Raw genomic sequence first — 19,954 nt, 5'->3', positions numbered from 1 at the left:
TGGGTATATCAGGCAAGCGCCGGATAGTCGGTGTAGCCTTCGGCCCCGCCGCCATAGAAGGTCGGCTGGTTCGGTTCATTCAAGGGCGCGTTGTCCTTGAGGCGGCGCACTAGATCCGGGTTGGCAATGAAGGCCTTGCCGAAGGCAACGGCATCGACCTTGCCGCTCTCGACAGCTTCGATGGCGCTCTCACGGTCGTAGCCGTTATTGGCGATCCACAGGCCCTTGCCACCGGCATTGCGGTAAGCGGCCTTGAAGGCGGCATAATCGAACGGCTTGTCCCCCTGCTTGAAATCGCGGGGGCCACCCGTTGCGCCTTCGACGACATGGATGAAGGCGAGATTGCGCTTGCCAAGCTGTTCCACGACGTAGTTGTACAGCGGCTGTGGGTCAGCCTCGAAGATATCGTTGGCAGGCGTCACGGGAGAGAGGCGAATGCCGGTGCGGCCTGCACCAATCTCACCTGCAACCGCATCAACGACTTCCAGCAGGAAGCGGGCGCGGTTTTCGATCGAGCCGCCATACTCATCCGTGCGTTGGTTGGTGCTGGATTTCAGGAACTGCTCGATGAGGTAGCCATTGGCCGCGTGGATTTCGACGCCGTCGAAACCGGCCTCCAGTGCCGCGCGTGCACCGCTGCGATAGTCCTCGAGGATGAGGCCGATATCGTCGATGGTAAGCGCGCGCGGCTCCGACGTTTCGGCAAAGCCGCCGGTGCCGTCATCATTGATGATATAGGTCTTGGATTTGGCGGTGATGGCAGACGGGGCAACCGGCTGGCCACCATGGGGTTGCAACGAGGTATGGGAGATGCGGCCCACGTGCCAGATTTGGGCGACGATCTTGCCGCCGGCCGAATGCACACCTTGGGTGACCTGTTTCCAGCCCTCGATCGCTTCCCGCTTGTAAAGGCCGGGAACGTCGGCGTAACCCTGGCCCTGCTGGGAGATCGGTGTGCCTTCGGTGACGATCAGGCCCGCACTGGCGCGCTGTTCGTAATAAGTGGCATTGAGATTGTTGGGAATGGCACCCGGGGAACGGTTGCGGGTGAGGGGTGCCATGACGATACGGTTGGCGAGTGCGATATCGCCGGCCTGTGCCGGTTCGAAAAGACTGGTCATGCGACTACACTTTCTGGTCGGTTGGCGTAATTGCGCGGCAGGCGCGCTATCCTGATGGGATGCCGGATCGAGTCCCCATTGTGGTTTCCGTCCGGCACCCCGAGGCTCAAAGCTTGGGAGGCTCAGAGATTTGTCTGCAGATAATTGCGAAAAGCGTCGATGGTTTCCTCGTTCCGTTCAAAAAATACCCATTGCCCCACCTTTTTCGACCGGATGAGGCCAGCTGACTGCAACACCGCGAGATGTGACGAGACGGTGGACTGCGACAGGCCGCTGATCTGGAACTGGTTGGCGCACACGCCCATGCTGAAAGGGTGGTCTTGACAAAAGTGGCTCTCCGGCCGCTTCAGCCATTCCAGAAACTTCAGCCTTGCAGGGTGCGAAAGGGCTTTGAGGATTTCCTCCGGGTTCATCTGGACGTTTTCAATATCTGACATGGTCGATATATATATCGATAAATTTCGATATACAAGTCACGTCTCTGTGAGAAGGATTGCCGACCCGGTCCTTCCAAAAAAGAAGGCCGCTGGATATCTCCGCGGCCTGATAAGTTTGAAGGTCAAAACCTCCAGAGGGGAACAGCTGTCGCGTGCCTGAGCGAGCGTGACAGCCAACTAAGATATGGTGGGAGCGAGAATGCAAAACAAGGTTGCATCATCCGATATCTCGCCGATTTGGAGAAAATTCTTGCGGGTAAAAAAAGAGGGCCGCCGGATGGATCCAGGGCCCTTTAAGTGTGAAGGTCAAAAACCTCCAGAGGGGAACAGCTGATGCGGTGGAACTGGGAGGAAAAGCCACCGTGTGCATCAGCTGAGTGCGATATGGTGCTTTTTTGTGCATGGAGCAACTCTTTTTTGTGCAGGTCAGGCATGCGCACCGTGCAGCCCTCGATATTTCCGGTATAATTTATGTGCAAAGCTAACGAAGGGCGCTCGCGCACCCCTCTCACTTTTAGGGTCTTAAGGCTATGAATCTTATAGACTATCTTCTAACCGCGATTATTTTTCCGTCAGAAGTTCCAGTTCCGGGCCTTGGCGACGATGAAATCACGGAAGGCCTTCAGCTTTGCAGCGTTTTTCATCTCGTCGGGATAGCAGAAATACGTATCGAATGACGGGATGTCGGCCGCGAGGGAAAGCTGGATGAGGCCGGGATCGCGGCCAACGATATAATCCGGCAGGCAGGCAATACCGATTCCCAGCAGGCAGGCCCGCTTGATCGAGGTCTGGCTGTTGATCTGCAGGTGCGGCGTGCGCGTATTGTCGGAGGAGCGTCCGGCATTTTCCAGCCAGTTGACATCAAGCAGGTAGTTTGGCGCCGGTTCACCGAAGGAAATGATGCGGTGATTATCGAGGTCTTCGATCGACTGTGGTTCGCCGTATCTGTTGATATAGGACGGCGCAGCATAGACGTGCATGTGCACGGTGAACAGCTTTCGCTGAATGAGGTCCGACTGCTGCGGCTGGCGCAGGCGGATCGCGCAATCGGCGTGACGCATGTTTACGTCCAGCTCCTCATTGTCGAGGATCAGCTGGATCGACATTTCCGGATAGAGCTGAAGAAACTCCTGCACCTTGTCCGTCAGCCACCCCTGGCCGAGGCCGACGGTCGTCGTGACGCGCAGCTTGCCGCTCGGCTTCTCCGTCGTTTCGGTGAGCTGCATCTTGACGGTTTCAAGTTTCAGCAACACGTCGTGAGCGGTGCGGTAGAGCAACTCACCCTGTTCGGTGAGGATGAGGCCGCGGGCATGGCGATGGAACAGCTTGACGCCGACATCCTGCTCCAGCGCGCTGACCTGACGGCTGATGGCCGACTGGGACAAGTGCAGCTTGTCAGCAGCATGGGTGAACGACCCTGCTTCGGCTGCGGCATGAAAAATGCGCAGTTTATCCCAGTCCAATGGCATTGCCATGCCTATCCTGCCTTTCGGTTATTCCGCTGCAACTGCAAGCGGTTGATGCGCGGTGAGGTAACGTTCCGCTTCCAGCGCCGCCATGCAGCCCATCCCGGCGGCAGTGATCGCCTGACGATAGATGTCGTCGGTGACGTCGCCGGCGGCAAAGATGCCTTCCACGTCGGTGGCGGTGGAATCGGGGGCCGTCCACATATAGCCATTGTCCTTCAGCTTCACCTTGCCCTTGAAGAGTTCGACCGCAGGGGCGTGGCCGATGGCGACGAAGACGCCATCAACAGGCATGTCGTTGATCGCGCCCGTCCTGGTGTCACGCAGCTTCACGCCGGAAACGGAAGGTGGCATTGGCGGCTTTGCCGGCGCACCGGTAATTTCAGCGACTTCCGTGTTCCAGAGGATGTTGACGTTTTCCTTGGCGAACAAGCGCTCCTGCAGGATTTTTTCCGAACGGAAGCTGTCGCGGCGGTGCACGACGGTTACCGTCTTGGCGATATGGGCAAGATAGAGCGCCTCTTCCACGGCGGAATTGCCGCCGCCGACCACGATCACATCCTTGTTGCGATAGAAGAACCCATCGCAGGTGGCGCAGGCGGAGACGCCAAAACCCTGGAAATGCTGCTCGCTCTCAATGCCGAGCCACTTGGCCTTGGCGCCGGTGGCGATGATCAGCGTATCGGCGGTCCAGACCTGACCGGAATCAGTCTTCACCACGAACGGCCGTACGTTGGTTTCGACTTCGGTCACGAGGTCGCTGACGATTTCCGCGCCCACATGGGTTGCCTGCTTCAGCATCTGGTCCATCAGCCAGGGACCCTGGATGGGATCGGCAAAACCCGGATAGTTCTCGACATCGGTGGTGATCATCAACTGACCGCCCTGTTCCATGCCGGCAATCAGCACGGGTTTCAGCATGGCGCGGGCGGCGTAGATCGCTGCCGTGTATCCGGCGGGACCGGAGCCAATGATCAATACCTTCGTGTGGCGGGCAGTCATGGAAACCTTCCTTCTCAATAACGGGCCTTTGCGCCATGCACTCCAGCCGCAGGACGGCGGACGGGCCGCAACCCCTTCGTTGCCCGGTATTTAAGGTTGTCTAGTGTCTTTATTCAAGGGCAGCCTTGCGTTACCAACAAGGCAGTTGTGGATGTCTGCGCAATTTTGTGACCGGGCAGCGTCATAATGTTGCGAATCCCGCGCCGGATAGTACAAGGAAGTTCTCCACCTTAACGAGGTACTCTTTCGTGACCAGCGTCGAACTCGATGCCATCGATCTGAAAATCCTGCGCGAATTGCAGCGCGACGGGCGCATGACCAATGTGGAACTCGCCGAACGGGTCGGCATCTCGGCTCCCCCGTGCCTGAGACGCGTTCGCAAGCTGGAAGAGGCGGGCGTGATCGAGGGATATCACGCCATGTTGAATGCCCCGAAGCTCGGTTTCGATCTTGTCGCCTTCTGCATGATCGGCCTCAAGCGACAGTCGGACAGCAATCTGAAGGCTTTCGCGGCGGCAACCGCCGGCTGGTCACTGGTGCGGCAGGCCTGGATGGTCTCAGGCGAAAGCGACTTCCTGCTGCATTGCGTGGCAAAAAACCTGACGGAGTTTCAGGATTTCGTCATCGAGGTCCTCACCGCGGATGAGAACGTCGACACGGTGCGCACGATGCTGACCATCCGTCAGGTCAAGCGCGTCGGCCTCGTGGAAATCTGATCCGAACCAGTCGCAGTTGACGCGCTGGCCGCGTCACGCACGCCGTAGGGCGTCGTAGACGTCGCCCAGGCTGGTCGCTTCTTTTTCAAGCGGAAAAGCCCTGCGGACATGGGCGAGCCCGGCGCTGCCATGAGCCTTTGCGCGATCGGGATCGGCAAGATAAGGCTTTATCGCATCGCGGAGTGCTGGGTAATCTCCCGCCGCGACAACGGCGCCGGTCTGGCCCTCCACAATCATTTCTTCATAGGCGCCGGCATTGCTCGCAACCACGGCTGTCTGCGAGGCCATGGCTTCGAGCGGCGTGAGACCGAAACCTTCGTTGCGCGATGGTGCGACGTAAAGGCTCAAGCGCCGGTACCACGGCTTGATGTCGTCAACCTCGCCCTGAAAGACGATACGCTCCGCCAGGCCGGCCGCTTCGACATCGGCGACGAGCTTGTCGCCAAAATCCGTGTGTTCCTTCGTCACCCGCCCGGAAACAACCGCCGTCCACTCAGGATAATGCGGCAACAGTTCGATCATCGCACGCACGAACAGGTCCGTGCCCTTCTGATGGCGCACGCGTCCGAAGCAGCCGATGAGATAGTGTCCCGGCAGGCCCGCTGCTGCCATCGTGTCGTCCGGGCCCGCTGGGGGATGGAAGAGATCGGTATCGACGCCGTGCATGACGACTCGATGCGGCACTTCCAGAAACGAGCCGGAACGCCCGTTGGTGGCAACAACGGCATCCATCTTCGAAATCAGGAAGCGCGTATAGGCAGAATGTCGCCTCTGCGCCGCGGAGGTAAAGAGCAGCTTCACCTTCATGCGCAGCACATCCCGCATGATGATGCCGGGCAGCATTTCCAGGTTACGGCGTGCATGCCACACGCGCGGGCCGCCAAACGGGCCATTTCGCCATAGCTGCCAAAGGTCGCGAAAGCGAACATGCGGCAGATGCGGCGGCAGACCGGGACCGATGACGGCAACCTTCTGCCCCAGCCGGTTCTGCACCGGTATCAGTTGAACGATGGTGGAGGTTACGCCGGAGAGCCTGCGCTTGAAATTTGGCGCAAGCACCTGCACATCTTTCAGACTGACGTTGGACAAGCTCGGCTTCCGTCTCTGCGGCTGATTTCAAAAATCTGTGGCGCTAAAAAACAATGCGCCCCGATGGGCGCATTGCATGGGGACTGATCAGCCCCATTGAACCGCGAGAATTTCGTAGCCCTTGGCGCCGCCAGGCGCGTTGACTTCGATGCTGTCGCCGACTTCCTTGCCGATCAGGGCGCGGGCGATGGGGGAAGAGATGGAGATGCGGCCGGCCTTCACGTCGGCCTCCTGATCGCCGACGATCTGGTAGGTCTTTTCCTCATCGCTGTCTTCGTCAACCAGCTTGACCGTGGCGCCGAACTTGATCTTCGAGCCCGACATTTTCGACAGGTCGATGACTTCGGCGCGCGCCGTCAGGTCCTCGAGTTCGGTGATGCGGCCTTCATTGTGGCTCTGGGCTTCCTTGGCAGCATGGTACTCGGCATTTTCCGAAAGGTCGCCGTGAGCGCGCGCTTCCGCAATCGCCTCGATGATACGGGGGCGTTCCTCCTGCTGGCGCCAGCGAAGCTCCTCCTGAAGCTTGACGAATCCACCCTGAGTCATCGGTACTTTTTCTACCATTTTTTTATCCTTCGCATTCCGGTCGCTTTACTTGCAGACACAAAAAGAAACAGGTTCCGGAGAGGAACTCCGGAACCATGCCAAAATCAAATCTGAGCCGACTATATCAGAAGACGACCGCGAAAGGCCAGCAAATTTCAGGCGTGATTATTCCATAATATTATCAACATCTTGTTCCCCAAGATTGACAATCTTCAATAGAACATATAGAGAACATACCCATGAAGAAGTCGATCAGGCAACGGCTGGCCATTCTCTCCGACGCAGCGAAGTACGACGCGTCCTGCGCATCGAGTGGCACGACCAAACGAAACTCTGCAGCATCGGGCGGCCTGGGTTCCACGGAGGGGTCGGGCATTTGCCATGCTTACGCTCCCGATGGACGCTGCATTTCGCTCCTGAAGATCTTGCTCACCAATTTCTGCATTTATGATTGTGCCTATTGCATCAACCGGTCGTCCAGCAATGTGGAGCGGGCGCGCTTCACGCCGGAAGAAGTGGTCTGGCTTACGCTCGAGTTCTACCGGCGCAACTACATTGAGGGGCTTTTCCTGTCGTCGGGCATCATCCGGTCGTCAGATCATACGATGGAAGAGATGGTGCGCGTTGCTCGTGAGTTGCGCGTGACGCATGGTTTTCGCGGTTACATCCATCTGAAATCCATTCCGGAAGCATCACCCAAACTCATCGAGGAGGCAGGGCTTTATGCGGACCGCCTTTCGATCAATATCGAATTGCCGACCGACAGCGGCATTGGCCGTTTCGCACCGGAGAAGCAGCCGGCCAACATCCGCCGCTCGATGGCTGATATCCGGTTGAAGATAGAGGAGGCGGGGGAGCCGACTGTCAGGACGAGAAAGACCAAGCGTTTTGCCCCGGCCGGGCAGAGCACGCAGATGATCGTGGGTGCCGATGGGGCTGACGACAGCACCATTCTCTCCACCAGCGCCCGGCTCTATGGCAGCTACGGCTTGCGACGCGTCTATTATTCGGCCTTCAGCCCCATTCCGGATTCATCGAAAAACCTGCCGCTCATCAAGCCGCCGCTGATGCGAGAGCATAGGCTTTACCAGGCCGATTGGCTTTATCGCTTTTACGGTTTCGATATCGGCGAAATCACGGCGATTGGCGGAGACGGCATGCTTGATCTCGATATTGATCCGAAGCTTGCCTGGGCCTTGAAACATCGTGAGCGGTTCCCCGTGGATATCAACGTTGCAGATCGTGAAATCCTCCTGCGTGTCCCTGGTTTCGGCACGAAGACGGTCGCGTCCATCCTGTCTTCGCGGCGCTTCCGGCGGTTAAGGCTGGAGGATGTCGCCCGCTTTGGCGTTTCTCTCAAGAAGGTGAAGGCCTTTATCGTTGCGGAGGGCTGGACGCCGGGCAAGCTGACCGAGCGGCCGGATCTTCGCGCCATGTTTGCGCCGCAGCCTGAACAATTGTCGCTTCTGTGATGTATGGGCCGATCCTTGAAGGGCGGGGCGAGTTTGGCGAGTGGCGGGACGCTGCCCGGGCGGCACTTGCCGGGGATATCCCACCCGAGCGGATCGACTGGCGGTTACGCGGGGACATGGCCGGGTTGCTGGACTTTGCCGGCGATCCTCTCCCTCCGTTCAAGCCGGGCACTGCCGAGATTTCCGTGCCGGCTTCGTTTGTTGCGCTTGCGCAGGCGGTCATCTGCCACAGCGATCCCGGGCGTTTTGCTTTGCTTTACAGGCTGTTGTGGCGGCTGAGGCAGGATCGCGCCCTGTTGCAGTTCAAGTCGGACCCAGATGTCGCCGAGGCGCGGCTACTGGAGAAATCGGTGCGCCGCGACTGTCACAAGATGACGGCTTTCGTTCGTTTCAAGGAGTTGCCTCTGCCGCAAGGGCAGGGTGGGCGGCGGCGGTTTATCGCCTGGTTTGAGCCGGACCATTTCATCGTGGAGCGGACAGCGCCGTTTTTTCAGCGCCGATTTACCGACATGGACTGGCTGATCGCCACGCCGCACGGGTCTGCGCGTTGGGATGGTACCGCGCTTCAGACGTCGCGGCAGCCAGTCGAGAAGCCCGATCTCACCGATGAGACGGATGAACTATGGCGGACCTATTACGCCAATATATTCAATCCGGCGCGTCTCAAAATCAAAGCCATGACGGCGGAAATGCCGAAAAAATACTGGAAGAACCTGCCCGAGGCCGATCTCATTCCCGACCTTATTCTCGGCGCGGAGGCGCGGGTGCTGGAGATGGCTGCCAAGGCGGCAAGCCAGCCGCAGCCGTTTCACCATAGGCTGCAGGCGGCAGCGGCTGCGCGTGAGATGCCGCAACCGGTGCCTGATGGCACGCTCACCTCGCTGGCGCGGGAGGCAAGTCATTGCACGCGCTGCCCGTTGCATTGCAATGCCACTCAGACGGTATTCGGCGCCGGTCCTGAAAACGCAAAGATCATGATCGTTGGCGAGCAACCCGGTGATCACGAGGATCTTGCAGGCAAACCCTTTGTCGGTCCCGCTGGCCAGCTTTTTGATCGCACGCTTGCCGAGGTGGGCATCGAGCGCAACAGCCTTTACGTCACCAATGCCGTCAAACACTTCAAATATGAATCCCGCGGCAAACGGCGCATTCACCAGCGGCCGAATGCCGGTGAAGTTGAGCAGTGCCGTTGGTGGCTCAATCAGGAAATCGCGCTCGTGCGGCCGAAGCTCATCGTCGCCATGGGTGCGACGGCGCATTACGCACTGACCGGCAGCAAGGAGAAAGTCACGGAGTTGCGCGGTCGTCCGCTGCCGATAGACGAGGGCAGGACGCTTTTTATCACCGTGCACCCTTCCTATCTTCTTCGCATCCCCGATGCACAGCGAAAAGATATGGAAATGATGAAATTCAAGAACGACATGCTTTATGTGAGTAAATTCGAATAAATTTACGTACGGGATTGCCTTTATTCATGACGGAACCCGCGGCGCGTGTTTTTACGTGTCGTTAAGTTTTCGTTTTAATTGAAACTTATGCGATTCACTTTATATGTCCCGTCAAAATATTTATAGATGGACATATTATGCTTGGCGAACTTGACCTTGCAACAGTCATATTGATGCAGAAATGTTCCTATATCGTGGGCCTGTTGAGTTTCATCTATTTGATGCTGACCAACAGGGGGCTGCGTGGCCCCATTACGCTGGCGGCGGGTTTTGCGGCAATGACGGTGGGCTCCACGCTTGCCGGCTATGGCGAGTGGAAAATCGTGCCGCCCGCCGTGTGGCAGCTCGGCAGCGTCATCTTCGGCATCGCGGGTTACATGCTGATCTGGCTCGGCCTAAAGACACTGAGCGATGGGCGAAGGGTGACGCGCAAGACCTTGATGATGACCTGTCTCGTCGCCGTGATCGGCATCATCATTGCCTTTCAGGTGGCGGAGAACAATGCGTTGCGCGCGATGCTCTTCAACGCATGCGCGGCGCTGGCCTATCTTAGTGCAGCATGGGTGCTGCTTATCGGTTGGCAGAAGGAGCCGCTGCTTTCGCGTGTTGCTCTTGGTGTCATCACCGGTCTTTCCGGGCTGATTTCGCTTTCAGTGGTCAAAGGCCTGCTTTCGCCCTCCCTCGCCTCCATCAACATCGTCAATGCGTTTTTCCTCATCATCATGCTGAATTTTGCGATCGCTCTCTTCGTGATGATGCTGGTTGCGGAACGCTCCGAACGAAAACTCCTGGTGCTTGCCAATACCGATCCGCTCACGGGCGTAAAGAACAGGCGCTTTTTCTTCCAGACGATGCCGGCAAAGCCTGAACCGACAGACGCGGCGATGCTGCTGGATATCGATCACTTCAAGTCCATCAACGATCGTTTCGGCCATGCGGTCGGAGATAGCGTGCTGCAGGAAGTGGCGAAGCGCATTGGCGGCAGTATCAGGGGAGGGGACGTGCTCGCCCGATATGGCGGCGAGGAGTTTATCATTTTTCTTCCCAGCGCAGGCAGCGAACGGGCCACGATGATCGGAGAGCGCATTCGCAACGCGGTCGCATTAAACGAAGTGGATTGTGGCGGGTTGCGGATCGCCGTGACCATCAGCATCGGCGTCGCCACGGGCGGCGAGACGGATTGTGATCTCCAGGCACTGGCCGAGATGGCTGACCGCGCGCTCTATCGGGCCAAGAGCGAAGGCCGAAACTGTGTGCGGGAAGCGCTGGCCGCCTGAAGAACTCCAGTGCAGACATGGTCAAGCATCAGTATGTTCTCGTCGCGGCGGCTAAGACCCGTCGTCGCTCTTGCCCAGCACGCCCCGCCGGGAGAGCGCTTCGCGCAGCAGGATTTCGATCTGAGCGTTGACGCTCCGCAAGTCTGAACTTGCAGAGCGTTTGACCGCTTCGAGAATTTTAGGTTCGATCCGGAGCGGAAATGCTGTTCGCTCGGGACCGGGCGGGCGCCCTGCCATCAATTTTATCCGTACAATGTTCCGGCGTTGATAACCGGCGTTGCGTCCTTTTCGCCGACGAGGACGACAAGCATGTTGGAGACCATGGCGGCCTGACGTTCGTGGTCGATTTGGATGTTCTTCTCTTTCAAGCCCATAAGCGCTTCCTTTACAAGCTCAACGGCACCCTTGACGATCGTGCGTCGCGCCGCGATGACCGCCGCCGCCTGCTGGCGTCGCAGCATGGAGCTTGCGATTTCCGGTGCGTAGGCAAGGTGCGTGATGCGGGCGTCGGTGACCTCGATGCCCGCGGCGGCGACCCGGTTGCGCAGTTCAGCAACGAGGTTGACGGTTATATCTTCCCCGCCATCGCGCAGCGAAACGATAGCCTGAGCGCCAGATCCCTCGTCACCTCCTAACCAGTTGTCATAAGGGTGCTGGCTGGCGATTTTGCGAAGGGCGGTTTCTGCCTGCATGGCGACGAAATTCTTGAAATCGTCGACTTCCAGAAGCGCCTTTGCGAAATCTCCGACATGCCAAACAAGCGCGGCTCCGATCTCGATGGGATTGCCCGCCGCATCATTGACCTTGATCGATTCAATGTGGTGGGTCTGGAGACGACGGGAGATACGCTGAATGCTGAAGAAGGGATTCATCCAGCGAAGCCCGGCCGACTGATCGGTGCCCTGATATTTGCCGAAGAGGGTAAAGACTGCGCTTTCGTTCGGCTGGATCATGAAGACACCGAAGCCGATGAGGACCGCGACGCCAATCAGCAGGGCCGAGACCAGCAGTGGCAGGACGGAAAACGCGCCGAACGACTGCCAGATATGGATCTGATAGGCGAGCATGCCGATGGCAATGGCGATCGCCGCAATGATCAGACTTACGGCAACATAGCCGTGGTGGGTGGAAACCGGTTTATCTGTAATAGAAGACGACATGAAAACCTCATAAAAAATGATGTATTTATGATATCATAAATTGGTGTCGGATCAAGACGGTTGTTGAGGCTGATTGCTTTTGAAGGGCCTGGCGCGTCGACATTGCCGCTGACGCATGGTCGGTTCATTTAAGGGAACCGCGTTATCCGGTCTTGCAGACCTCACTGCCGACGATGCGCGGGGATCGCGGTCTTGATACCGCTGCCGGATGACAGCTGGATTACGCAATGTAAAACGCCGCGAGCCCGGTGGCTCGCGGCGTTTTATAGAGGGCTGAACTCGGAGTACTTAGTTGAAGTAGCTCTGCAGCGGCTTCACTTCGAGGTTGCCGGCCTTTAGCGCCTGGATGGCCAGGGCTGCGGCTTCTGCGCCGGCCATCGTCGTGTAATAAGGCACCTTCTGCATCAGCGTTGCGCGGCGCAGCGATTTGCTGTCCGAAATCGCCTTGTTGCTGTCGGTGGTGTTGATGACCAGCTGGACCTGACGGTTGCGGATGGCGTCTTCGATATGCGGACGGCCTTCCTGCACCTTGTTGATCTTCTCGGCGTTGATGCCCTTTTCGGCAAGGAAACGCTGGGTGCCGCCGGTCGCCAGCACTCTGAATCCGCTTTCCACGAGAATGCGGATGGCGGGCAGAACGCCTTCCTTGTCCTCGTCACGGACCGAGACGAAGACCGCGCCGGAGCGCGGCAGGTCGACACCGGCGCCGAGCTGGCTCTTGGCGAAGGCGAGCGCGAAATCCGTGTCGAGGCCGATGACTTCACCGGTCGAGCGCATTTCCGGTCCAAGCAGGATGTCGACGCCGGGGAAGCGCGCGAAGGGGAACACAGCTTCCTTGACGGCAATGTGCTTGAGGTTACGCGGATCGGGCTTTTCGCCATAAGCGGCAATTGCCGGGCCAAGCTTTTCGCCGGCCATGACGCGGGCGGCGATCTTGGCGATCGGCGCGCCAATGGTCTTGGCAACGAAAGGCACGGTACGCGAAGCGCGCGGGTTGACTTCGAGAACGTAGATCGTGCCGTCCTTGATGGCGTATTGAACGTTCATCAGGCCGCCAACCTTGAGCGCCTTGGCAAGAGCGGTCGTCTGGCGTTCCAGTTCGTCGAGCGTTTCCTTCGACAGCGAACGCGAAGGCAGCGAGCAGGCCGAGTCGCCCGAGTGGATGCCGGCCTCTTCGATGTGCTCCATGATGCCGGATACGAAGACGTTTTCGCCATCGCACAGCGCGTCGACGTCCACTTCGACGGCGTTGGTCAGGTAGCTGTCGAACAGCAGTGGGTTCTTGCCGAGCAGGGTGTTGATCTGGCCGGTCTTGTCGTTCGGGTAACGCTGCTTGATGTCTTCGGGAACGAGCCCCGGAACCGTGTCGAGCAGGTAGGTCTGGAGCTGACCTTCCGAATGGATGATCTGCATGGCGCGGCCACCCAGAACGTAGGACGGGCGAACGACCAGCGGGAAGCCGATTTCCGAGGCGACGAGGCGGGCCTGCTCGACCGAATAGGCGATGCCGTTGTTCGGCTGGGCGAGATCGAGCTTCATCAGCAGCTTCTGGAAGCGATCGCGGTCTTCTGCGAGGTCGATCATGTCAGGCGCGGTGCCGAGGATCGGAATACCGTTCTTTTCAAGCGCTTCTGCGAGCTTCAGCGGGGTCTGGCCGCCGAACTGCACGATGACGCCGACGAGCTCACCCTTTTCCTGTTCGGCGCGCATGATCTCGATCACGTCTTCAGCCGTCAGCGGCTCGAAATAGAGGCGGTCAGAGGTGTCGTAGTCGGTGGATACCGTTTCCGGGTTGCAGTTGATCATGATCGCTTCAAAGCCGGCGTCCTTCAGTGCGAAGGCGGCGTGGCAGCAGCAATAATCGAACTCGATGCCCTGACCGATACGGTTCGGACCGCCGCCGAGGATGACCACCTTCTTGCGGTCGGAGACCTGTGCTTCAGAGCGGGCGGCGCCGACGAAGGGAATTTCATAGGTCGAATACATGTAAGCAGTCGGCGAGGCGAACTCGGCTGCACAGGTGTCGATGCGCTTGAAGACTGGGCGCACGTTCAGGCTGTTGCGCAGCTCGGCCACTTCCTTCGGGCGCTTGGACGTCAGGCTGGCGAGGCGGGCGTCGGAGAAGCCCATGGCTTTCAGCATGCGCAGATTTTCGGCATCCTGCGGCAGCCCATGCTCGCGGATGCGGGCTTCCGTATCCACGATGGCCTTGAACTGTGCGATGAACCACGGGTCGATCTTCGAGTTTTCGTGGACTTCCTCTTCGCTCATGCCCATGCGCAGCGCCTGGACGACCATGCGCAGGCGATCCGGCGTCGGTGTGCCGATTGCGGCGCGGATCGCGTTCTTGGAGCCTTCGCCTTCTTCGAAGCCGGGAATTTCGATTTCATCGAGACCGGTGAGACCGGTTTCGAGGCCACGTAGCGCTTTCTGCAGCGATTCCGCGAAGGTGCGGCCGATGGCCATGACTTCACCAACCGACTTCATGGCGGTGGTGAGGATTGGCGAGGCGCCGGGGAATTTCTCGAAGGCGAAACGCGGGATCTTGGTGACGACGTAGTCGATGGAGGGTTCGAACGATGCCGGGGTCGCACCGCCGGTAATGTCGTTTTCCAGCTCGTCCAGCGTGTAACCGATAGCGAGTTTGGCGGCGATCTTGGCGATCGGGAAGCCGGTTGCCTTGGAAGCCAGCGCAGAAGAGCGCGACACGCGCGGGTTCATTTCGATGACGACGAGGCGGCCATCCTTGGGATTGACGGCGAACTGCACGTTGGAGCCGCCGGTCTCAACGCCGATCTCACGCAGCACCGCAATCGAGGCGTTGCGCATGATCTGATATTCCTTGTCCGTCAGCGTCAGCGCCGGCGCGACGGTGATCGAGTCGCCGGTATGGACGCCCATCGGATCGATGTTTTCGATGGAGCAGATGATAATGCAATTGTCCGCCTTGTCGCGGACGACCTCCATCTCATATTCCTTCCAGCCAAGAACCGATTCTTCGACCAGAACTTCCGTGGTCGGCGAGGCGTCGAGACCACCAGAGACGATGTCGAAGAATTCCGAACGGTTATAGGCGATGCCGCCGCCGGTGCCGCCGAGCGTGAAGGATGGGCGGATGATGGCGGGCAGGCCGACATGATCGATCGCCTGGGCGGCAATGGCCATGGCGTGGGCCATGTAACGCTGCTTGCGGTCGGTTTCGCCGAGGTTCCACTGGTTTTCCAGCTCGTCCAGCGCCTTGTCGAGGTCCGGGCCGGAGAGCTTGCCCTTCAGTTCCGCCCGCGCAGCTTCATGCTTCTTGCGGTCGGCATCCTTGATTTCGGTGGCGTTGGCGAGCATCGAGCGCGGGGTTTCAAGGCCGATGCGGGCCATGGCTTCGCGGAATAGGGCGCGGTCTTCGGCCATGTCGATGGCTTCGGGCTTTGCGCCGATCATTTCGACATTGTAGCGGTCGAGAACGCCCATGCGCTTGAGAGAAAGCGCGGTGTTGAGCGCGGTCTGGCCGCCCATGGTCGGTAGCAGCGCGTCCGGGCGCTCCTTGGCAATGATCTTGGCCACGACCTCAGGGGTAATCGGCTCGACGTAAGTGGCGTCGGCAAGACCCGGATCGGTCATTATGGTGGCCGGGTTGGAGTTGACCAGGATGACCCGGTAACCTTCTTCCTTCAGCGCCTTGCAGGCCTGCGTGCCGGAGTAATCGAATTCACATGCCTGACCGATAACGATCGGTCCCGCGCCGATGATGAGGATGGACTTGATATCTTGGCGCTTCGGCATGGGCTCTCTCGTTCCGCTTTTCGGTTGCGCAAAACACCGGCCAGGGTGGAAGATCACCGGCCGGGGAGCGCAATTCAAATGTTTTCAGGCTAGAAGCGGCTTATAGGCAAATGTTTTTGAGAACGGAACCCCATAAATTCCGGAATCGACAGAAACTCTTAACGGGCAGGGGCAAGCGCGGCAAAACGGGCCTGTACCGCCGAGGTGTAAGGGCGACTGGCAGGAATTTCCTCGCCGCCCTGCATCACCACGTACAAGCGCCCCGATTTTTTTGAAAGCGACACCACGCCCGCATCTGCAACCCAGTGGGAGCGGTGGACCTGCAAGCCTTGCGCACGACCGATTTCCCGCAAGGCATCGGCAAAGCGTAAAAGCACGAGTTCACGGCCGCGGGTCGTGACGATTTCGGTGTAATGATCCTCGACAGAAAGCCGCAGCAGTGCACCGCGCTTCTGCGGCGGCAGGCGTTCCAGCAGGGGTACGTCGCTTTTGCCATCATTCTTTCCCGCGTCAGCCGGCTCTTCGGCTGCGGGCAACGACTGGCAGACGGCGAGATAACTGAGAAGGCAAAAGATGACGCAGAGCGGCAGCGCCGAGATGGCGCTCCCGGATGCCGAAGCAAAGTCCAGGTCTTTACCGAAGAATACGTGGTTCGTCACGGCAAGCAGAAGTCCGATCGGCATGGCGGCGGCAACAGAGCCAATCATCATGCGGGCCAGCATGTTGTTGATACTGCCAGCGAGGATGTCGCTCGCGACCGTGGAAAAGGTGATCGCCAATATCCAGGCACCAGCCTGCACAATGGTCCAGTAGAGCAGCCGGTCGGCAAAGCTCATGGTTTCGCTGGTGCCGAACGGGCCGGTCAGGATGAAGATTGCCAGTATGGCGAAAAATGTCAGCCACAGCCGGCGCGATTGCAGGGTGGTGTGCATTCTACGAAGCGTGGATAGCAGATAGGAGTGATCCACGAAGTTTTCCTGCAGTTGACGCCAACGAGTTTTTCTTTTCCGCATGTTTTGCCGAAGTTGCCGATGATTTCAATCGGGACATCACCTTTCTCCATGTCGCTACAGCCGCTTCTTGATGCACCTTTTGCCGTGCAGTTTCATGTCGCCACCGTCGTTCCCGCCGCAATTCTCGGTATTGTCGTTTTCCTAAGGCCAAAGGGAACGGCGACACACCGGCTGCTCGGCAAAGTCTGGGTGGCCTTGATGGTGATGACGTCCATCTCGTCCTTCTTCATCCACGAAATAAGGATGGTCTATGGCTTCAGCCCCATCCACCTGCTCTCCATGTTCACCATCTATGGCTGTCTGAAAGCAGTGTCTTTCGCTCGCCAAGGCGATATCAAACGCCACAGACGTATCATGCAGAGTGTCTATCTCGGCGGCATTGTGATTGCTGGTGGCTTCACCTTCATTCCCGGTCGCATCATGCATGCCGTCGTTTTTGGCGATGGCGATGGTGGTCCGATCTGGCTCACGATGACATTGCTTGTGCTCGTCTTGCTGGGGTTTGGCATCTTGAGAAAACGACGGCCGGGCCTTTAACCAACCCGCTTCCGCATCGACCATGTTCTTCCGGAACAAACTTGATTAGACTGCTGTTATACGGTGTCTTTTGAGGCAAGTTTCGGGGAGACTATCATGGAATGGAGAGGGCGCCGCCAGTCGGACAATATCGAGGATCGTCGTGGAATGTCCGCGGGTCCCGGTGGAGATCCGTTTTCGCGTGGCGGCATGCGTATACCCATCGGCCGTCGTGGCGGCGGCATCGGCATCGGCGGCCTTCTGGTCATCCTTCTGATCAGCTGGGTTCTCGGCATCAACCCGCTGACACTGCTGACCGGCGGTGATCTTTCCATGGATGGTGGCGGCACCACGCAGCAGTCCGGCACCCGTCCGCAGGGCCAATCGTCAGATGAGACGACAGCTTTCGTGCGCACGGTGCTCGCTGAGACGGAAGACACCTGGAGCGGCATCTTCCAGTCTGCAGGCGAAACCTACCAGAAACCCACGCTCGTGCTCTTTTCAGGCCGGGTCGCTTCGGCTTGCGGCTCTGCGTCGGCGGCGAGCGGCCCGTTCTATTGCCCGAACGACCGCAAGGTCTATCTCGACACCAGCTTCTTTAATGAACTGGACAAGCGTTTCGGCGCCTCAGGCGATTTTGCGCAGGCCTACGTCATCGCCCATGAGGTCGGCCACCATGTCCAGAACCTGACGGGCGTCCTGCCGGAGTTCAACCGTCGCCGCCAGTCGATGAGCGAGACGGATGCGAACAAGATGTCGGTGCGCGTGGAGCTTCAGGCAGATTGCTACGCCGGCATCTGGGGCAAGTTCACCGAGCAAAAAGGCATTCTTGAAACCGGCGATCTCGAGGAGGCCCTGAACGCCGCCCACCAGATCGGCGACGACACATTGCAGAAGCAGACGCAGGGTTACGTGGTGCCGGACAGTTTCAACCACGGCACCTCGGCGCAGCGCGTTGAATGGTTCAAGCGCGGTTTCCAGAGCGGTCGTGTCGAGGACTGCGATACGTTCTCGGCTAATATCTGAGAAATAGCACTGAAAAAGGGGGCCGATGAGCCCCCTTTTTTCATCAACGCATCAGGAGTGCGACGGCATACATGCCGAGCGCAAAAACCGTGTGGGCGACAAGGTTCATGATGCGAACCTTTGTGGGGTTCGGCGTCTTCGCTGCCGCCCAGCCGATACCCAGCCCCGGTTGCAGCAGAAACCAGCCCGCGCCGACGGTAACGATGCCGACGATCCACGGCTCGATGAAGGACGGATTGGCAAACCATGCGGTTGGGACGACCAGCGCGAGAACGATGCCGTAAAGGATGCCGACCGCGTAATGTGAGATCCAGCCGAGCGCCAGTTCGTGCTCATAAGGTTCCGCCGTGGCGATGCTGTCGTGAAATATCCGGCCCTTCGGCACATGCCAGAACCAGCGTCCCACCGGTGCCCAGTTGGGGGCGGACTGGCCAAAGAACCGGTGCAATACGATTGCCCATATATCCATAAATACGGTGCCGCCAATGCCCATGGCAATGCCGCGCCAAATCAGTTCCAGCATAGATTTCTCCCCATGATGATGATCGATCAAGCTCTAGCGGATCGGGTCGATGGCGGAAATGGTCTATTGCCGGAGGTGGCGAAGAAAAATGGCCGGATTGCCCCGGCCATGAGATTCGTGAAAAGCAGGCTGGAGCCTCTCCTCCATGATGCTCGGGCTTGTCCCGAGCATCTGCATCGTATCTTTTATATGAGATGTGTTGGATCCTCGGGACAAGCCCGAGGATGACGTCGAGAGTGGGTGACGGTTGGCCATGATCCGGTGGTATAATGACCGGGCCAACATCGTTTTCCCTCTAGGCAGCACGCCCATATTCCGCCTGCCGCCGCGAGGCCGTGGCGAGCTGGAACTGCGCAAGCAGCTCGTTGAGCGCCGCCGCTTCCGAAGCGAGGCCATGGCTTGCTGCCGTCTGCTCCTCGACCATGGCGGCGTTCTGCTGCGTGCCCTGATCGATGGTGTTGATGGCGGTGTTGATTTCCTGAAGGCCGGTCGACTGTTCGCGCGATGCGGTGACGATCGCATCGATGTGGCGGTTGATCTCCTGCACTTCGCGGACGATGGTTTCCAGCGCCTTGCCGGCATTGCCGACAAGTTCGACGCCGGACTGCACCTGCGAGGTCGAGGCATTGATCAGCGTCTTGATCTCCTTTGCAGCATTGGCGGAGCGCTGGGCAAGCTCGCGGACTTCCTGCGCAACAACGGCAAATCCTTTGCCGGCTTCACCGGCGCGGGCGGCTTCGACACCGGCGTTGAGCGCGAGCAGGTTCGTCTGGAACGCGATTTCATCGATGACGCCGATGATGTTGCTGATCTCGGACGATGATTTCTCGATGCCTTCCATGGCGCGGACGGCATCTTCCACGATGACGCCCGACTGCTCGGCATTGCTGCGCGCGCGATCAACCAGACGGCCGACTTCTTCGGCGCGGCGCGCGGAATCCTTGACCGTGGTCGTGATCTCCTCAAGAGCCGCTGCTGTTTCTTCAACTGAAGCCGCCTGCTGTTCGGTGCGGCGTGCCAGATCGTCGGCCGACTGGCGGATTTCACCGGCGCCGGCATCGATCGCAAGCGCGTTCTGCCCGACGGTGCTGAGCGCAGCGTTCAGCTTGGCGACGGAATTGTTGAAATCGTCGCGCAGGCGGTCGATGCGGGACACGAACGGCGTATCGATACGGTAATTGAGATCGCCGTTGGAAAGATGAGCAAGGCCCTTCGCCAGCGAATCGACGGCGAACTGAATATCGGCCGCGTCCTTGGCTGCCAGTCGTTCCCGCTCATTGCGCTCCTGTTCTGAAAGCGTGCGGTTTTCTTCGGCATCTCCTTCAAGCCGCAGGCGCTCCATGGCGTTCGAGCGGAACACGGCAA

The 19,954-nt window shown here is 58.9% G+C and carries 18 protein-coding genes; 6 read left to right on the top strand and 12 right to left on the bottom strand.

What is annotated here, in order from left to right:
- Positions 1-8 precede the first annotated feature (8 nt).
- From ACUTJJ_RS16265 to trxB, 4 genes are all read right to left on the bottom strand, one after another.
- The gene (locus ACUTJJ_RS16265) at positions 9-1,121 is read right to left on the bottom strand and encodes an alkene reductase (RefSeq protein WP_445542793.1); all 1,113 of its coding nucleotides are present in this window, start codon (positions 1,119-1,121) and stop codon (positions 9-11) included.
- Positions 1,122-1,243: 122 nt separating this feature from the next.
- Entirely contained in the window at positions 1,244-1,534 is a 291-nt protein-coding gene (locus ACUTJJ_RS16260) for an ArsR/SmtB family transcription factor (protein ID WP_063950649.1), read from the bottom strand.
- 596 nt (positions 1,535-2,130) lie between these two features.
- Positions 2,131-3,027: a LysR family transcriptional regulator VtlR gene (locus ACUTJJ_RS16255; RefSeq protein WP_063950800.1), complete on the bottom strand. Its 897-nt coding sequence runs from the start codon at positions 3,025-3,027 to the stop codon at positions 2,131-2,133.
- A gap of 24 nt (positions 3,028-3,051) precedes the next feature.
- Positions 3,052-4,026: a thioredoxin-disulfide reductase gene (gene trxB / locus ACUTJJ_RS16250; RefSeq protein WP_063950648.1), complete on the bottom strand. Its 975-nt coding sequence runs from the start codon at positions 4,024-4,026 to the stop codon at positions 3,052-3,054.
- A gap of 248 nt (positions 4,027-4,274) precedes the next feature.
- Here trxB and ACUTJJ_RS16245 point away from each other — a divergent pair, with 248 nt between their 5' ends.
- Positions 4,275-4,742 (top strand): Lrp/AsnC family transcriptional regulator, encoded by a 468-nt coding sequence (locus tag ACUTJJ_RS16245; RefSeq protein WP_004430414.1) that lies wholly within the window; start codon positions 4,275-4,277, stop codon positions 4,740-4,742.
- Positions 4,743-4,775: 33 nt separating this feature from the next.
- Here the strand turns inward: ACUTJJ_RS16245 and ACUTJJ_RS16240 are convergent, their stop codons facing one another.
- Both ACUTJJ_RS16240 and greA read right to left on the bottom strand, forming a co-directional pair.
- Positions 4,776-5,831, bottom strand: coding sequence for a glycosyltransferase family 4 protein (locus ACUTJJ_RS16240; RefSeq protein WP_404496926.1), 1,056 nt, complete (start codon positions 5,829-5,831; stop codon positions 4,776-4,778).
- A gap of 87 nt (positions 5,832-5,918) precedes the next feature.
- Complete coding sequence (greA, locus tag ACUTJJ_RS16235; protein ID WP_003522847.1) at positions 5,919-6,395, bottom strand: transcription elongation factor GreA; 477 nt, start codon at positions 6,393-6,395, stop codon at positions 5,919-5,921.
- Between the two features lie 221 nt (positions 6,396-6,616).
- On the opposite strand from greA, the gene ACUTJJ_RS16230 reads away from it, so the two are divergent.
- The 3 genes from ACUTJJ_RS16230 (at position 6,617) to ACUTJJ_RS16220 (ending at position 10,574) form a co-directional block, all read left to right on the top strand.
- Positions 6,617-7,849, top strand: a complete 1,233-nt coding sequence (locus ACUTJJ_RS16230; RefSeq protein WP_144577280.1) for a putative DNA modification/repair radical SAM protein — start codon at positions 6,617-6,619, stop codon at positions 7,847-7,849.
- Positions 7,849-9,297 carry a UdgX family uracil-DNA binding protein gene (locus ACUTJJ_RS16225; protein WP_445542792.1) on the top strand — a complete coding sequence of 483 codons (1,449 nt, stop codon included), beginning with the start codon at positions 7,849-7,851 and terminating at the stop codon, positions 9,295-9,297. The genes ACUTJJ_RS16230 and ACUTJJ_RS16225 overlap by 1 nt, the downstream gene beginning before the upstream one ends.
- A gap of 137 nt (positions 9,298-9,434) precedes the next feature.
- A complete protein-coding gene (locus tag ACUTJJ_RS16220; RefSeq protein ID WP_445542791.1) occupies positions 9,435-10,574 on the top strand; it encodes a GGDEF domain-containing protein in 1,140 nt (379 codons plus the stop codon).
- Between the two features lie 51 nt (positions 10,575-10,625).
- On the opposite strand, the gene ACUTJJ_RS16215 is transcribed toward ACUTJJ_RS16220, so the two are convergent.
- The 4 genes from ACUTJJ_RS16215 to ACUTJJ_RS16200 all read right to left on the bottom strand — a co-directional run bounded on the left by ACUTJJ_RS16215 (position 10,626) and on the right by ACUTJJ_RS16200 (position 16,524).
- Positions 10,626-10,811, bottom strand: coding sequence for an Arc family DNA-binding protein (locus ACUTJJ_RS16215; RefSeq protein ID WP_063950799.1), 186 nt, complete (start codon positions 10,809-10,811; stop codon positions 10,626-10,628).
- A gap of 5 nt (positions 10,812-10,816) precedes the next feature.
- Positions 10,817-11,734 carry an SPFH domain-containing protein gene (locus tag ACUTJJ_RS16210; protein WP_445542790.1) on the bottom strand — a complete coding sequence of 306 codons (918 nt, stop codon included), beginning with the start codon at positions 11,732-11,734 and terminating at the stop codon, positions 10,817-10,819.
- Positions 11,735-12,022: 288 nt separating this feature from the next.
- Positions 12,023-15,511 (bottom strand): carbamoyl-phosphate synthase large subunit, encoded by a 3,489-nt coding sequence (gene carB / locus ACUTJJ_RS16205; RefSeq protein WP_063950643.1) that lies wholly within the window; start codon positions 15,509-15,511, stop codon positions 12,023-12,025.
- Positions 15,512-15,669: 158 nt separating this feature from the next.
- A complete protein-coding gene (locus ACUTJJ_RS16200) occupies positions 15,670-16,524 on the bottom strand; it encodes a LytTR family DNA-binding domain-containing protein (protein ID WP_445542789.1) in 855 nt (284 codons plus the stop codon).
- A 48-nt stretch (positions 16,525-16,572) separates the two neighbouring features.
- On the opposite strand from ACUTJJ_RS16200, the gene ACUTJJ_RS16195 reads away from it, so the two are divergent.
- Both ACUTJJ_RS16195 and ypfJ read left to right on the top strand, forming a co-directional pair.
- Positions 16,573-17,061 (top strand): DUF2306 domain-containing protein, encoded by a 489-nt coding sequence (locus ACUTJJ_RS16195; protein ID WP_445542800.1) that lies wholly within the window; start codon positions 16,573-16,575, stop codon positions 17,059-17,061.
- Between the two features lie 96 nt (positions 17,062-17,157).
- Positions 17,158-18,066 (top strand): KPN_02809 family neutral zinc metallopeptidase, encoded by a 909-nt coding sequence (gene ypfJ / locus ACUTJJ_RS16190; protein WP_063950641.1) that lies wholly within the window; start codon positions 17,158-17,160, stop codon positions 18,064-18,066.
- Between the two features lie 43 nt (positions 18,067-18,109).
- Here ypfJ and ACUTJJ_RS16185 read toward each other — a convergent pair whose 3' ends face one another.
- Together ACUTJJ_RS16185 and ACUTJJ_RS16180 are read right to left on the bottom strand one after the other, a co-directional pair.
- Positions 18,110-18,589, bottom strand: coding sequence for a DUF2938 domain-containing protein (locus ACUTJJ_RS16185; RefSeq protein ID WP_445542788.1), 480 nt, complete (start codon positions 18,587-18,589; stop codon positions 18,110-18,112).
- A gap of 295 nt (positions 18,590-18,884) precedes the next feature.
- The coding region (locus ACUTJJ_RS16180; protein WP_445542787.1) for a methyl-accepting chemotaxis protein at positions 18,885-19,954 on the bottom strand (1,070 nt) is incomplete at its 5' end.

This window comes from Agrobacterium sp. DKPNP3 (assembly GCF_052686535.1).
This window is presented reverse-complemented; position numbering and strand designations above follow the sequence as displayed.

Excerpts from the sequence above, each read along its gene's own strand:
- ACUTJJ_RS16185 (WP_445542788.1), bottom strand. The coding sequence starts at position 18,589 with ATGCTGGAACTGATTTGGCGCGGCATTGCCATGGGCATTGGCGGCACC.
- ACUTJJ_RS16260 (WP_063950649.1), bottom strand. The coding sequence starts at position 1,534 with ATGAACCCGGAGGAAATCCTCAAAGCCCTTTCGCACCCTGCAAGGCTG.
- ACUTJJ_RS16220 (WP_445542791.1), top strand. The coding sequence starts at position 9,435 with ATGCTTGGCGAACTTGACCTTGCAACAGTCATATTGATGCAGAAATGT.
- ACUTJJ_RS16265 (WP_445542793.1), bottom strand. The coding sequence starts at position 1,121 with ATGACCAGTCTTTTCGAACCGGCACAGGCCGGCGATATCGCACTCGCC.
- carB (WP_063950643.1), bottom strand. The coding sequence starts at position 15,511 with ATGCCGAAGCGCCAAGATATCAAGTCCATCCTCATCATCGGCGCGGGA.
- greA (WP_003522847.1), bottom strand. The coding sequence starts at position 6,395 with ATGGTAGAAAAAGTACCGATGACTCAGGGTGGATTCGTCAAGCTTCAG.
- ACUTJJ_RS16215 (WP_063950799.1), bottom strand. The coding sequence starts at position 10,811 with ATGGCAGGGCGCCCGCCCGGTCCCGAGCGAACAGCATTTCCGCTCCGG.
- ypfJ (WP_063950641.1), top strand. The coding sequence starts at position 17,158 with ATGGAATGGAGAGGGCGCCGCCAGTCGGACAATATCGAGGATCGTCGT.
- ACUTJJ_RS16230 (WP_144577280.1), top strand. The coding sequence starts at position 6,617 with ATGAAGAAGTCGATCAGGCAACGGCTGGCCATTCTCTCCGACGCAGCG.
- ACUTJJ_RS16200 (WP_445542789.1), bottom strand. The coding sequence starts at position 16,524 with ATGCGGAAAAGAAAAACTCGTTGGCGTCAACTGCAGGAAAACTTCGTG.
- ACUTJJ_RS16210 (WP_445542790.1), bottom strand. The coding sequence starts at position 11,734 with ATGTCGTCTTCTATTACAGATAAACCGGTTTCCACCCACCACGGCTAT.
- trxB (WP_063950648.1), bottom strand. The coding sequence starts at position 4,026 with ATGACTGCCCGCCACACGAAGGTATTGATCATTGGCTCCGGTCCCGCC.
- ACUTJJ_RS16225 (WP_445542792.1), top strand. The coding sequence starts at position 7,849 with ATGTATGGGCCGATCCTTGAAGGGCGGGGCGAGTTTGGCGAGTGGCGG.
- ACUTJJ_RS16195 (WP_445542800.1), top strand. The coding sequence starts at position 16,573 with ATGTCGCTACAGCCGCTTCTTGATGCACCTTTTGCCGTGCAGTTTCAT.
- ACUTJJ_RS16255 (WP_063950800.1), bottom strand. The coding sequence starts at position 3,027 with ATGCCATTGGACTGGGATAAACTGCGCATTTTTCATGCCGCAGCCGAA.